The organism is Sphingobium lactosutens DS20, from assembly GCF_000445105.1.
GTDB classification, from domain to species: Bacteria; Pseudomonadota; Alphaproteobacteria; order Sphingomonadales; family Sphingomonadaceae; genus Sphingobium; species Sphingobium lactosutens.
In genome coordinates this window covers 21596-35679 of record NZ_ATDP01000046.1, presented here as the reverse complement: position 1 = coordinate 35679, position 14084 = coordinate 21596, and the positions used below count along the sequence as shown (strand labels likewise).

The following is a 14084-nucleotide window of genomic DNA, read 5'->3' as shown; positions in this document are numbered from 1 at the left end:
TGAGAACGGCGGAGCAATATTCGACCACGGTAGCGGCGGGATAGTCCTGCTGCGGGCGGCGTAAAAGTCGTCCACCTTGAAGCCTTTCTGCCGAGTCAGGGAGGTGTGGGGATCTACAGCGTGGAACTTTATCTTCAGGTCCGTCTGGCTTGCGCGGATGGCATGAGCCAACGGGCGGCGGCGAAGCGTTTCAATGTGTCGCGCGAAACGGTACGCAAGATGCTGTCGTTTTCATCGCCGCCGGGTTACCGGCGCCAGTCCGTACCGCAGCGCCCGAAGCTGGACGGGTTTGTGGCGATCATTGATGGATGGCTTGAGGGTGACCGCAGTGTCCCGCGCAAGCAACGCCATACGGCGAAGCGGGTATTCGACCGTTTGCGCACCGAGCATGGTTTCACCGGCGGCTATACGATCATCAAGGATTACATCCGGGAGCGCGAACAGCGCAGCCGGGAGATGTTCGTGCCGCTGGCGCACCCTGCGGGAGATGCGCAGGCCGATTTCGGGGAAGCGCTGGTGGAGATCGGCGGGGTGGAGCAGAAGGCCTACTTCTTCGCGCTCGATCTGCCGCACAGTGATGCCTGCTATGTGCGGGCCTATCCGGCGGCGGTGGCGGAGGCCTGGGTGGACGGACACGTGCATGCCTTCGCGTTTTTCGGCGCGGTACCGCGCTCGATCGTCTATGACAACGATCGCTGCCTTGTGACGAAGATCCTGCCCGACGGCACGCGGCAGCGTGCCACGCTGTTCAGCGCTTTCCTGTCACATTACGTGATCCGCGACCGCTATGCTCGCCCGGGCAAGGGGAACGAGAAAGGCAATGTGGAGGGGCTGGTAGGCTATTGCCGGCGCAACTTCATGGTGCCGATCCCGAAGTTCCCGACCTGGGAGGCGTTCAACCTGTGGCTGGAGGAGCAATGCCGCAAGCGCCAGCAGGACAAGGTGCGCGGGCAGAGCGAGACGATCGGTGAGCGGCTGCAGCGCGATCTCGCGGCCATGCAGCCTCTGCCCGCTACACCCTTCGAGGCCTGCGATCAGAAAGGCGGGAGGGTCTCCTCGCAATCCCTGGTGCGCTACAGGACCAACGATTATTCGGTTCCGGTGGCCTGGGGCCATCAGGAGGTCTGGATCAGGGCCTATGTCGATGAGGTGGTGATCGGCTGCCGCAGCGAAGTCATCGCCCGTCATCCTCGTTGCTATGCCCGCGAGGAGGTTGTCTTCGACCCGCTCCATTATCTCCCGCTGATCGAGCAGAAGATCAACGCATTCGACCAGGCTGCGCCTTTGCAGGGCTGGGACCTGCCCGAAGCGTTCACGACACTGCAGCGGTTGATGGAAGGGCGCATGCACAAACATGGCAGGCGCGAATATGTGCAGGTACTGCGCCTGCTGGAAACGTTCACCCTCGCCGATCTCCAGGCGGCGGTCGAACAGGCCATCGATCTTGGCGCCATCGGCTTCGATGCCGTCAAGCACCTCGTCCTGTGCCGGATCGAACGCGTACCGCCCAGGCTGGACCTGGACGTCTATCCCTTCCTGCCACGCACCACGGTCGAGAAGACCTTTGCCAGAGCCTATCTGAGCCTGCTCTCCGACCGGCAGGAGGCCGCATGAGCGATCAGGCCCCGGAGATCCTTCTCGCTCACCATCTCAAGGCGCTCAAGCTGCCTACGTGCCTGCGTGAGCATCACAAGCTCGCGCGGCAATGTGCCGCTGAAGGCGTCGATCATATCCGCTTCCTCGCCCGCCTCGTCGAGATGGAAATGATCGACAGGGAGCGTCGCATGGTCGAGCGGCGCATCAAGGCCGCGCGCTTCCCCGCCGTCAAAAGCCTCGACAGCTTCGACTTCGCCGCCATCCCCAGGCTCAACAAGATGCAGGTGCTCGAGATGGCGCGCTGCGAGTGGATCGAGCGGCGTGAGAACGCCATCGCTCTGGGGCCATCAGGCACCGGAAAGACGCACGTAGCGTTGGGGCTCGGACTGGCAGCATGCCAGAAAGGACTGTCGGTGGGCTTCACCACCGCGGCAGCGCTGGTCAGCGAAATGATGGAGGCCCGCGACGAGCGCCGTCTTCTGCGCTTCCAGAAGCAGATGGCCGGATACAAGCTGCTCATCATCGACGAACTGGGCTTTGTGCCGCTCTCCAAGACCGGCGCCGAACTGTTGTTCGAGCTGATCTCCCAGCGTTACGAACGCGGCTCCACCTTCATCACCAGCAACCTGCCCTTCGACGAATGGACCGAAACCTTCGGATCTGAGCGTCTCACAGGCGCGCTCCTCGATCGCCTGACCCATCACGTCAGCATCCTCGAGATGAACGGCGAAAGCTATCGCCTCGCGCACAGCCGGGCCCGCAAGGCCAAAACCAGACCCTGAAAATTACACCAATGCCGGGGGGAGTGGCCCTCGGGCTACGCCCTCACGCCACTCCCCCCGGCATGTAACACGATGGCCTGGTTTTACGCCGCCGAATGGCCGACTTTTGCTCCGCCGTTGACACACGCGCCGCAGCCTGCCATCAGGTTCTAAAGCGCAGCGAGCGTTCCTGCTCGCATGGCTGATGCGGTCTGTTTCGGCCGTCAAAACCATTGAGGAGATAAAGGATGAAAAAGATAAGTGTACTGGCGCTAGGGGAGACTGTCTTCACTAAACTGGATAGCCGGACGTTTTTGCCAGCCATGGAAGGCGTGGGCGCGGCGCCGGTTGTGGGCGACTTTACGAAGGGTGCGCATGGCACACTCATTCGTCTTGATGCCGGTGTCCGGCTTCCGCTCCATCATTACACCGCTCCGCTAACAGGGATTGTGATCAGTGGCGCAGTGGCGCACCCGGTCCCTGGAAACGCAAAGACCAACGATACGCTTGGCCCGGGGGATGTCTTTTCCTTCGCGAAAGACGAGCCCCACGAGACGAACAATATGAGTGATGACGAGCCCGCGCTGTTCTTCATCTTCCAGGATTCGCCTTGGGTGTTTGAGCTGGACTGAGCGCAAAACCCAAGGGCGCGGACGCCGGCAGCTTGGGCCTGATCTTCATGGTCCATGGCCAGGCGATACACAGCTGCGCTCCTGGGGCTGATGAAATCAACCGTAGGATATGGAGCTACTAATGAGACTTACAAAGTAAGCGGTGCTCTGCTCCCACCTTTTGTGCATAGCTCTGATCTGAGATTCTGCGTTTTTTGTGGATCTGGGATTGGAGTTTATCCATGGAGCGCTCAGCGGAGTTTATCACAGATATAGATCTGCTTAGTCCCAAGGGGCATCGTCGCTGGCCGGATGCGCTTAAGGCTCGGATTGTTGCCGAGACGCTGGTGCCTGGCTCGAGCGTTGGATCGGTTGCGCGGCGGTATGACTTGCGTGCGAACCACCTGTCGGCATGGCGAGCGATGGCGCGGGCGGGCAAGCTGGTTTTACCCGCATTGGCCGAAGGTCCCGGGACCGAATATCCCGAGTTTGCACCTGTGGTTATGCGCGAGGAGATTGATAGCGATCCGGCGTCACCTGTGAGCGGCATGCTGGATATCCTGTGTGGTGGCGTTACGGTGCGATTGGACGCGGCCACCCCGGCGCGGCGGATCGCAGAGATTGCACATGCTCTGGGCGCAGATTCATGATCTTCCCCACCAACAGGGTACGGATTGTTGTCGCGACGAAGCCGGTAGACTTCCGTAAAGGCCATGATGGGCTGGCGGCACTGGTGAAGAACGAGCTGCACAAGGATCCGTTCACGGGCACGGTGTTTGTGTTCCGGTCGAAGCGAGCAGACCGGCTGAAGCTACTCTTCTGGGATGGGACGGGTCTTGTGATGGCCTACAAGCGGCTGGAGGAACATAGCTTCACCTGGCCTGATATCAGGGACGGCCTGATGAGCTTGAGCCATGCGCAGTTCGAGGCGCTGTTTGCGGGGCTTGATTGGCGGCGGGTTCGGGCGTTGTCGGTGCGGGTACCTATGGCGGTTGAATGACTGCGACACGATGAATCAGAGCCCTCTTTGGCGGAGCAGAAACAGGCCGGATTTGCTATGGTTTTGCCATGCAGAATACGGTCGATCTTCCCGATGATATTGATGCGTTGAAGGCCATGATTTTGGCCTCGCAGGCTGAGGTGCTGGATCGGGACGCGCTTCTTGAACATAAGAATGCGCTCATTGAACGTAAGGAAGACTGCATCCAGAGGCTCGAGAAGCTGGTTGCCGACTTCAAGCGAGCCCTGTTCGGCGCGCGTTCCGAGAAGGTCGATCGGGAACAATATGAGCTGTCGCTGGAAGATATCGAGACGGCCATGGCGGCGGTCCATGCCGAGGATGAGGCGCTTGACCCGTCTGTCCCCCGTCAGCACCAATGGCACAGATTTGAGGTTGTGAATTAAGGAGGGTTGGGGCTTCGTCGCAGTGACGAAGGAACGAAGATGAAGCCCCAACCCTCCATGAAAAAATCGCCCGCCAAGGCCCCTGCTGAGCGGGTGGTGAAGGACATCCGGCGGCAGACGCGGCGGCACTTCTCAGCTGAGGACAAGATCCGCATTGTGCTGGATGGCCTGCGCGGCGAGGACAGCATCGCCGAGCTGTGCCGCAAGGAAGGCATTGCGCAGAGCCTGTATTACGTGTGGTCGAAGGAGTTCATGGAGGCCGGCAAGCGCCGCCTGGCCGGCGACACCGCCCGTGCCGCAACGACCGGCGAAGTGCAGGATCTGCGCCGTGAGGCCCGTGCCCTGAAGGAATGCGTGGCCGACCTGACGCTCGAGAACCGTCTGCTGAAAAAAAGCATGATCGCGGATGGGGGCGACGAAGAATGAGGTATCCCGCTTCCGAAAAGCTCGAGATCATCCGGATCGTCGAGCAGTCGCACCTGCCTGCCAAGCGGACGCTGGACCAACTCGGCATCGCCCGCCGGACCTTCTACCGCTGGTATGATCGCTTCCTGGAAGGCGGACCGGAGGCGCTGGAGGATCGGCCGTCGGCGCCAAGCCGAGTGTGGAACCGCATCGGCGACGACATCCAGGACCAGATCGTTGAGATGGCGCTGGATTACAGCGAGTTATCACCGCGCGAGCTGGCCGTGCGGTTCACCGACGAGAAGCGTTACTTCGTGTCGGAAGCCACGGTTTACCGCCTGCTCAAGGCCCACGATCTGATCACCAGTCCGGCCTATGTCGTGATCAAGGCCGCCGATCAGTTCCACACCAAGACCACCCGACCGAATGAGATGTGGCAAACCGATTTTACCTACTTCAAGATCATCGGCTGGGGCTGGATGTATCTGTCGACCGTGCTCGATGACTTCTCCCGCTACATCATCGCCTGGAAACTGTGCACCAACATGCGGGCTGAGGACGTGACCGACACGCTGGACCTCGCGCTCGCTGCCTCCGGCTGCGACAGCGCCAAGGTGCTGCACAAGCCGCGGCTGCTCAGCGACAACGGGCCCAGCTACATCGCGGGCGAACTGGCCGAATATATCGAGGCCAATAAGATGAGCCATGTGCGCGGCGCCCCGATGCACCCGCAAACCCAGGGCAAGATCGAGCGCTGGCACCAGACCCTGAAGAACCGCATCCTGCTGGAAAACTACTTCCTGCCCGGCGACATCGAAGCTCAGATCGAGGCCTTCGTCGAGCACTACAACCACCAGCGCTACCACGAGAGCCTGGCCAATGTGACACCTGCCGACGCCTACTTCGGCAGGGCGCCGGCCATCATCAAACAGCGTGAAAGGATCAAGCAACAGACCATCGAACATCGGCGCTTGCAGCACCGCAAGCTCGCCGCCTAATATCAACACCCAGACGAGGCCCGCACTCCGCTAATCTACGCCGCGAGTTGTGCCGAATGTTCTGACGACGGACACGGGGAGCATGAACGGCCAGCTTCGCGGATCGGGCCTTACCCGCAGCGAAACCACGGGCAGCAGCCTCTCAACGGCAACCACCGCCGGCACCAGTCTGGCCCCGGCCGGGCTCACGACAAACAACAGCGTTGTGACAACGCCCGGCTCCACATCTTCGATCGTCAGCGGGATTGCCGAAGGGGTCGATGTCTACACACCTCAGATCGGCGGCGAGCTCAACTCCGGGACGGCGTTCGACGTTCAGGTATTCGATCAGCAGAAATTCTATCAAGGCATCCTGTCTGCGGTGCCGTTCTCTACCGTCGAAATGCTCATAAATCAGGGGTTCGAAGCAGATCTCGTAGCCAATCTCCTGATCGCAAGGATCGATCTTTATCGGGAGGACCCGGCGGTCAAGGACAAGAAGATTGGTGACGCTATCGCGAGCATCCGTAACGACGCCAGCGATCGCGCGCGCTTCCAGGCCATCATCGACTGCAACGCGCTCGACGTGGCAGACATGCGCGGCTCGGCCACCAAGATTGCCCCGATTTCCCGTCTGGATCTTAGCACAGCGGCCGGCAAGGACCGCATCACCCTCGAGCAACTGGCCCTGTTTGATGGGGAAAAATTCGGTTTGTCCGATCCAGAAGGAATCAGCGCGGACGGAAAAACGGATGCGACCGTCTATGTGGTAAAGCCTGGCGCGAAGAGCCGTATGCCCAAGCTGGTCCGGCGAAGCTGTGATGGAGTGCCGCAACCCGCCTCCGCACTTGCGGCACCCTCAGAATATCAGGCCGAAGCGCAATATCTCGGCGATAACTACGCGCTGGTAGGCACGGTCGTAAATGGCGTGGCCGAAAGGCAGAGGACCAAGGTGGTTGTAGAACTGGTGTTCAGATCGCCGGAGGCGGTGCTGCGCGCCGTAGGCGAAATGGTGAGGCACCAGGGCCTGCTCGCGACCCCCACCTTAGCTGTTTGCGCCGATGGGACGGCCAACTGCACCGGCAGGCAGAAGCAAAGAGTTGCGCTGTTTCAAGTCGCGAAGAAGCGGGACCGGTCAGCGCTGCTCGCTGTTCGGTTCATGGACCAGGATTACAGCATTCCAGAGAGCGAATTTCGGTCGATGCAGATCGTCACGATCATCCAGCAGCTCATCAACCTTCAGAAGGAATCCTCCGAACGCGCCTTGAGCATTCCGGTGCGCGCAGTGCCTTGATTTGCCAACAAGGGGAAAACCAATGTCGAAACCAACTATCGCTGAAATCGATGTCGAGGCTCTTCTAACGAAGCAGCGGCATGACATGATGTTGGCCATGCCACCCAAGGACGGCTTCTGCCGGTTCTACGGCGACTATGTGCCGGTGGGAAAGAAGGCCCGCTTCGACGGAAAGCTTCACACATGTGTCGCAACCGAGCGGTTCGAACCCGACGACGAGGACTGAGGCTTCGGGGCTCATGATCGGGCGCGCGTAAGCGACCAACAGGGCAGGGAGGGGGAGTTCCACCTCCCTGCGCAATAGATCAACCGTTCAGGCGATCCTTGACAGCCTTTGCCGGGGTGAAGCCGAGCTTCTTGGCTGCGGCAATAGTGATGGTCGCGCCGGTGGAAGGATTACGGCCTTCACGCTCGGGAGTGTCCTTCACCTTGAACTTCCCGAAGCCGTTGATAGCGATTTCTTCGCCCTTGGCTGCCGCGTCGGTGATGGCGGCGAACACGGCATCGACCGCCTTGCGCGCGTCTGCCTTCGTCAAGCCATTGGCTGCCGCGAGGGCGTCTGCCAGTTCAGCGTTATTCATCGAAGTTCCTTTCTGCTAAAAGTCATGAGGCCTCAATAAGGCCGATTTTGGTAAGAAGGCCAGCGAGCGCCGCTTCAACCGCCGCTGCTCGTGCGATCGCCTCATGGTCGATCCGCTCTGCAAGCCGCGCCGCCGGCATACCCTTACGATAGGCAGGCCAAGCCTGTGAAAGCGCAGCCATCGCAAGGTTGGTGCTGCCCGGCCGCCGCTGCGCGCACCCATCGAGGTGCCGCAGAAGCAAGGCCTCATGGCAAGTGTGCTGCCAGATCAGATCCAGGCCCGCCTTGTTGGCCGCAGGAGCGATGCGGGCATCCCGGTCAGGGCTGATGCCCAGCTTGTCATCATCAAGCAGAATGAAGCGCCCCTCGAATGCCCCGTGGCGCTTTTCCCGTTCACTGGCACGTTTGATCGCCAGGTCCACAAGCGAGGAGGGGTCTCCACCGCCCGGCTGTAGCAGGACGGCATCGAGATGCACGGCGAGCCGCTGCGTTTCGGCGAGCCGGGTCAGCAGCGCGACATAGCCCTGTTCGCTTTCGCCCTCGCAGCCGACAAAGATACGGCGGCGCTGCGGGACGACCTTGCGCTTCTGGCGGCTCATCCGATCTGGGGGAGGGCACCGTAGGTGCCGCCAAGATATTTGCGGTAATAGTTCTCGTCACGTCGCACAGCCTGGACGTCCTGTAAGGCGTAGACCTCCGTCCTGCCGTCCGGCGACTTGGTGCAAAACAGCACCTCCTCTTTGATGAGTTCTTCAAGGAGAGACGCGTTGTGACAGGTCATCCAGAGCTGCGCGTCGTGCGGGTTCCGGCTTGGGTCATAGAACCAGCGCAGGATTTCGGGGAGGATCAACGGATGGATAGCCGTGTCCAGCTCGTCCATCACGGCAATTCCCCCGGTTTCCAGTGCCCGAAGCAGGAAGGGGTAGAGGCGCAGAAACATCCTTGTACCATGGCTTTCGAGGACGAGCGGCATTGGACCGTCATGGCCCTCGTGCGTGAAAAGCGCGACCGGCCCGTTGGGGCCGCTTTCCACCCGCATGGTACGGATGCCCAGATCAATACGTTCGATTTCGCGGTTGAGCGCCTCGACCAGACCGGGGTTCTCCGCATAGTGACGAACCATCTGCTCTTCGACACCGTCAGAGCGTTCAATCAGGATATTTGACGAGATCGTGTTCGCCGCCTCCCAAAGCTGGGTGGCGATCGGATGCTTCAGCTGGGCAAGTGTCGCGATCACGCTCGCATTGGGGCGCAACACCTTTTCCAGCGCTTGCCGAAACCCGGTCAGCTTGAATGCGCTGGCCGCCACCACTTTACCCTCAGCGCTTCGCTCGAAAAGCCGCACCTTTCGACGTGCAGGCTCGGGCCAATAGTGCAGCGCTTCCGACACGACCTGCTGCGCTGCGTTCGAACCGCCCAGCTCCAACGAATAGGTATAACGACAGGCTGGGGAGGTCTCGTCCTCGGGTTCGCTATGACCCCCAAACGACAGGCTCAGACGGGTCGGCGCTGATTGTCCTTCCACGCTGTTGAACCGCTCATACGGGAGGCGGCCGGTCGGCGAGAGTTGGAAACTTTCGCGCGCGAACCAGGCGATAAACGATAGCGCTCGCAAAATGGTCGATTTGCCAGCTGCGTTCGGACCGAAAATGGCCACGACCTTGGGCGCGCGATCAGACGCGCCCGGCCAGATCGGGGAGAGACGGCCGGGTAAATCCGGCGCGTTTGCCGCCACACGCAGGTCAACAACCTGCTTGTCGCGGATCGAGAAGAAGTTCTCAATTTCGAGTTCGAACAGCATAAGGGCTCCTCACGAGCCGTAGATATAGGCTTTCATGGCCATTTCAACGTTTTTTCGTGAAACTCTCTCTGAATGATATTGATTCTCGGATAGCTGCCGCCGAGGCCTGCTTCTTCTCAGTCCGGCAGTGAACGCGCCCGGGCACGCCAAGGTGCATGGGTCTCCTTGCAGATGTCGGTGAAATAGAGCCGCTTATCCAGATTCTTGGTCGCTTCCTTCTCGACGCGGTCTCGATCGCGGCGCGCCGCATGCCAGATCGCCGACTCTTCAAACGGAAGTCCATCGAACCCGCGCGCTGCGATAGCTCGCTCGAACAATGTGATCGCTCGATCATCGGCGCATGCAAGGAAGAGGGTGAGGGAGGCAAAGGCCTTGTCCGGGTCGTTGCCCGACATGAACCGGTCACGCCAGTGACCAGCGGCGGTCCGTCGGCGATAGCTTTCCTCTGCCTTGTCCTGCGTCTCCTGCAACCAGCCTGAGGTCTGGATCGCCCTCGCTCGCTGCCAGAAGCCATCTGCATCGGGGCCAGGGTCGAGGAAGCGGCCAAGATCGAACGCTCGAGCGATGTCGCCGGCGAGCGGGCTTTCCAACCAGGCGAACATCCGGTCGAGGAGCCACCCCAGCCGCCCGCCCTCTGTCGCCCACCGGGCGACGGAAGCCAGCGCGTGATCCGTGTTCGCATCTTCGAGAACCTGTTCGCAGTGCCGGGTCATCTCGGACCGGTCGCTGTAAAAGGGCAGGCTCTCAAAGCTGTCCATCTTAGTCCAGCTGCTCTCTTTGTAATGGGGATAGAGCGTTGACCAGATTCTCGCGCCCTCTTCGGGCTGCTTCATCATCAGAGCGCGCAGCGCGGTCATGACTGGGAAATTGTCGAACGCGAACGCATGTTCCGCGCCGCGCGCGAGCAGGGCATCGATGGCCGCGACAAGCGCGGGGCCGCGCCGTTCGGCCAGGACGAGCATTGCCTCATTGGCGTTCAGCCATGAAACCTGTTTGCCAAAGCCGTCAGGAAACGACTGCTTGCCGATTGCGTCCAGGACGAACGCCTCGAAATGGTCGAGCGCGTCCTCATCGTCGGGCTCATCTTGAACTCGCGCGCCCCACGCGACCGGATCGATGCGCGTGTCGAGGTCAGGCACCGGGAAATGTCTGGCGGCCGCGATCAACACGAGCGACCCATTCGCCGCCTCATTGATTTCGGTGTCGGCAGCGCAGCTCCACTTGGTATCGACCAGGGCGCGAAGGAGGGAGGGCTGGTTGCTGCGGCGAGCGATCAGGAAGAGCAGCCGCCGGGTGACATCGCCGTCGGTGGCAAAGTCGGCAACAAGGTCTTCCGCGAGGCTGGAAGGCATTTCGCTAAGGTCGACGCTGGCAAGATAGGAAATCCAATGTTGACGGTGCTCACCAGCCAGCAAAGGCCGGATGAGCTCATAGTCCGCCTCCACAGGGGTGGCGAAGACTGCGACTTCGTCCGTGTAGAAACAGGGGCCGTGGGGGTCGTTCTTGAAGATTGCGATCTGCTGCGCCGCTGTTTTCCCTGCCAGACGCGATATCTGGGCATGGAGCCAGTCGCTGTCTTTCCTGGTGAGGAGCGAGCGCTCCAGCATGGGGGCGACGGATCGCGCGAACATCTCGTGGGTCTCCGCATCGAGGAGCGGCCAGTATCGGCCGATCTCCTTGGCCAGCCGGATGAGCGTTTCCTCGCCTTCACCTTCATTCGAAGCGAGACGCGTCTCGGCGCTGGCAAAGATCCGCCGGATCAAACCCGTTAACGCCTCGGGCGCCCAGCGCGCCAGCACAGGCATACTGTGCAGCAAGGCATAGTCCGCTGAATCCTGCCCCATAGCGCTCAGGAACACGGCGGACGCATCGGTGTCTTCGGCCGCGGCGACCAGGAGTTCCTGATCCTCTGGAGCCAGCGTGACGTTCGGATCGAATGCCAGCTCCTTGAGCGGGATGAACCGCTCGAGAGGTTCGTCCCCCGTCCTGCCGCTCGCAACCTCCGGCAAATGGGCCACACCTGCTTCATCGACGGTGGCGCGGGGCCCGAACCAGGTGCGCCGCTCCACGGCAGGCAGCTCAGCCCGCAGCTTGGTTGCATCCGGCGAGGCGAGGCCGTCGAGAAGAAGGCGGGCAACGTCGCGACCGACGTCATCGCCGCTATCAATCAGTCGGCGCGCCAGCCCCAGAAGAGTAGCAGCCGTCTCTTCGCCGTCGACAGGATTGATCCGCAACACCCATCCCATTGCGTCAAACGGGCCAAGCGCCTCGCTGATGGCACGCGAGGCAGCCCAGCTCAAAATAGCAGGCAGAAAGGGCTGTCGCGGCAACATGGACAGAATGCCAAGCGCTCTCCCTGCCAAGCCGCTATAGTCGCGCTCGTTCCGCTCGGGCATCTCAACTTTCTGCAGCGTCGTGCTGATTGCGGGAGCCAAGGCCTCCTCCACAGCCGACCAGCGTTGATGCCGCTCTTCCAGCGCCGCGGTGGTCACAGCGTGCGCGTCATCCTCGGTTGCTTTCCGCTCTGCGATCCGGAGCCGGGTGGCATCGACCCAGTAATAGCCGAGCCATCGGGACAGGCGGTTGGCCAGTGCATCGCGGAAGACCGGATACTTGGCCGCGTCCGCGAATGCCGTGATGAAGATGTTCTCGTCACGAAGAGAGCTATTGTATCGTAGCCAGATCTGCTCGGCGAAATCTAGGAACTGCTCCGGCGCACCCGGGATCAATCGGTTCAGCGTGGCAAAATCATGCCGACCGAAATTCTGCTGGAAGAACCAGTCGCGCAGCAACAGCATGAAGGTTTCACTGGAAGCACTCTGGCGTACAAGAGAAGCGGTGACTGCCCAGCGCAGGATATCGACGCCCCGGTCGGTGCCGCGCAGCGGCTCCATGAACTGCGCCAGTCGATCCGCGCGTCCTGCTCCTGCCTGGTCCAGATCGGCGATGAGCGCGAGGGCCAGCGCCAAGGGCACACGATCCTTCTTCAAACGAAAGCGGTGCGCGCTCCCAGGCACACGGTCCACCCAATTGCCTGAAATGATCTCGCTGAGTGCCGTTCGAAGGGCAGGCTCGGCGGCTCCACTTTCCGATCCAAGCGCTTCGATCATGTCCTTGCGCGTCAGGTGCAATTCGGCATCGGCGTCATCCTCGATGGCTGCGCGGAGCCGGTTACCCTCCTGAGCGAGGAACTGATGGAAATCTTCAGAACTCGGCGTGAGATTTGAACCATGGAGGTTAAGACGGTGCCGCCAATCCTCGTAGATCAGGCGCTCGATCGTAATGTCGCCGCTTGCCTGAAGATGTTCGCGCTGTTGGATGGCCAGCTGGCAATAGCGGGGGATCGCCATCAGCTTGAGGAGCTCTTCGCTCAACTCCGAGCGAGGAACGCGGTAGCGCGACAGCATTTCGTCGAGTTCGGTCTCCGTGAAATCCTCGACCGTCACCGGCCATGCCTGGGGCAGGAGGTTGGCGAGGGACTTGAGGTCATCCTCCCAATATTCCTTTCGGCAGGTCATGGCGATCGCAACATGACCCTCAAGGCCACCAGCCTGTAATGGCTGTATGACCTTCTGCCAGTCGGTAAAATTGACCTCCTGGTTGAGGCCGTCGATCACCAGCAGAATGCGCGGCGCCTGAGCAGGTGCTCGGGTCCAGAGCTGTATCCTGCGCTCCCAGAAATCTTCGTCATGGCCTGGAACACGCTGAGCGATCAGTCTGGCGAGGAAGCGGTGTGGGGGCATGAGGGGCGGTGCGACAAGACCACGCGCAGGCACGACGATCGTGAGCGGAAGCGCATCGGGGGACGCTGCCATTTTCTCCTGCCACCAGGCGAGGAAGCTCCAGGTCTTGCCCACGCCCTCAGCGCCCAGGACAGCAAGAGGGAGGAGGGGACGCATCGTCCACCACTGCTCGAATGCGGCACTTGGGGCCGCGCGCGCGACCCGGATCGTGCCGGGCGCATCGAGACCGCCGTAGCATTGAAGCTGTGCGATCGCGACGCGATCATCCTCGAAGGCCTCTTTGAGCCAGCGCGCACCGGCGACCCTTGTCGACGCATAGCCGACGTCGTCCCGCCGGAACGGCTCGAAGACGCGGGCGCAATCTGCCACGAAGTCGTCGTCCGCCGCGATCGCAGCAAGATAACCGGTTATCGCTGGGCCTTCGCCAAGATGGGCTTTGACGGCGTTGGGGGCGGACGCAGCCAGCAGCGCGAGCGAACTCGGCCGATCCTCGCGCCCCGACGGGTCGAGGACCTCAACCTGTATGCCACGCTCGGCGCCGACTTCGCGAAATTTGACGAGGTCGGTCCGGGTGATGTGGGTGGTGGTCGCGAGGATCCAGAGGTCCAACGCATCTATGTTGACCGCAGCGTCCGAAATCTTGCGTTGGACCTCAGCCACCGAAACGTTGCTATTGGAACCGTATTTCTTGCCTTCAAAGCCGATCGCTAGGCCATTGGCTGGCGCGTCGTTCGCGCCATCCATTCCGTGCTGGTGTCCCGACTTCATGAGCCGGAAGCTCTGGCCCAGCAACTCCTCAAGGCAATCGCGCACGAAGCCCTCAAACCCCTTGTTGCCGGTATCCGGCAGATTGAGCATCGCTGCCACAAATGCCGTCGGATCGGGGGCGGTCGGCGAGGAAGGCGTACTCAT

Annotated in this window: 12 protein-coding genes and 1 pseudogene; 9 read left to right on the top strand and 4 right to left on the bottom strand. The window is 61.3% G+C overall.

From position 1 onward, the window contains the following. Positions 1 to 120 precede the first annotated feature (120 nt). From istA to RLDS_RS30835, 9 genes and pseudogenes are all read left to right on the top strand, one after another. Positions 121 to 1614 (top strand): IS21 family transposase, encoded by a 1494-nt coding sequence (gene istA, locus RLDS_RS30880; protein ID WP_011950768.1) that lies wholly within the window; start codon positions 121 to 123, stop codon positions 1612 to 1614. Beyond that, complete coding sequence (gene istB, locus RLDS_RS30875) at positions 1611 to 2378, top strand: IS21-like element ISSsp5 family helper ATPase IstB (RefSeq protein WP_007686288.1); 768 nt, start codon at positions 1611 to 1613, stop codon at positions 2376 to 2378. The genes istA and istB overlap by 4 nt, the downstream gene beginning before the upstream one ends. 227 nt (positions 2379 to 2605) lie before the next feature. Then, positions 2606 to 2989: a cupin domain-containing protein gene (locus tag RLDS_RS30870; RefSeq protein ID WP_020817911.1), complete on the top strand. Its 384-nt coding sequence runs from the start codon at positions 2606 to 2608 to the stop codon at positions 2987 to 2989. A 221-nt stretch (positions 2990 to 3210) separates the two neighbouring features. Beyond that, positions 3211 to 3618 (top strand): transposase, encoded by a 408-nt coding sequence (locus RLDS_RS30865; RefSeq protein ID WP_020817912.1) that lies wholly within the window; start codon positions 3211 to 3213, stop codon positions 3616 to 3618. Further along, the gene (tnpB, locus tag RLDS_RS30860; protein ID WP_020817913.1) at positions 3615 to 3968 is read left to right on the top strand and encodes an IS66 family insertion sequence element accessory protein TnpB; all 354 of its coding nucleotides are present in this window, start codon (positions 3615 to 3617) and stop codon (positions 3966 to 3968) included. Before RLDS_RS30865 ends, tnpB begins: the two co-directional genes overlap by 4 nt. Before the next feature lie 68 nt (positions 3969 to 4036). Then, positions 4037 to 4336: pseudogene (locus RLDS_RS30855) on the top strand (transposase domain-containing protein); the annotation flags it as partial. Positions 4337 to 4429: 93 nt separating this feature from the next. Then, positions 4430 to 5775, top strand: a protein-coding gene (locus tag RLDS_RS30845; protein ID WP_408021063.1) for an IS3 family transposase whose coding sequence is annotated in 2 segments (ribosomal slippage) — positions 4430 to 4760 and positions 4760 to 5775 — 1347 coding nt in all. Because the reading frame shifts where the segments join, the coding sequence is not laid out codon by codon here. Between the two features lie 82 nt (positions 5776 to 5857). After that, positions 5858 to 7048 carry a hypothetical protein gene (locus RLDS_RS30840; protein ID WP_020819865.1) on the top strand — a complete coding sequence of 397 codons (1191 nt, stop codon included), beginning with the start codon at positions 5858 to 5860 and terminating at the stop codon, positions 7046 to 7048. 22 nt (positions 7049 to 7070) lie between these two features. Beyond that, positions 7071 to 7274 carry a hypothetical protein gene (locus tag RLDS_RS30835; RefSeq protein ID WP_020819864.1) on the top strand — a complete coding sequence of 68 codons (204 nt, stop codon included), beginning with the start codon at positions 7071 to 7073 and terminating at the stop codon, positions 7272 to 7274. A gap of 79 nt (positions 7275 to 7353) precedes the next feature. Here RLDS_RS30835 and RLDS_RS30830 read toward each other — a convergent pair whose 3' ends face one another. The 4 genes from RLDS_RS30830 to RLDS_RS30815 form a co-directional block, all read right to left on the bottom strand. After that, positions 7354 to 7629, bottom strand: a complete 276-nt coding sequence (locus RLDS_RS30830) for an HU family DNA-binding protein (protein WP_020819863.1) — start codon at positions 7627 to 7629, stop codon at positions 7354 to 7356. A gap of 22 nt (positions 7630 to 7651) precedes the next feature. Next, complete coding sequence (locus tag RLDS_RS30825; RefSeq protein WP_020819862.1) at positions 7652 to 8227, bottom strand: RloB domain-containing protein; 576 nt, start codon at positions 8225 to 8227, stop codon at positions 7652 to 7654. Beyond that, on the bottom strand, positions 8224 to 9429 hold the full coding sequence (locus RLDS_RS30820; protein WP_020819861.1) for an AAA family ATPase: 1206 nt from the start codon (positions 9427 to 9429) through the stop codon (positions 8224 to 8226). Before RLDS_RS30820 ends, RLDS_RS30825 begins: the two co-directional genes overlap by 4 nt. A 116-nt stretch (positions 9430 to 9545) precedes the next feature. After that, positions 9546 to 14084 (bottom strand): NACHT domain-containing protein, encoded by a 4539-nt coding sequence (locus tag RLDS_RS30815; protein ID WP_037445481.1) that lies wholly within the window; start codon positions 14082 to 14084, stop codon positions 9546 to 9548.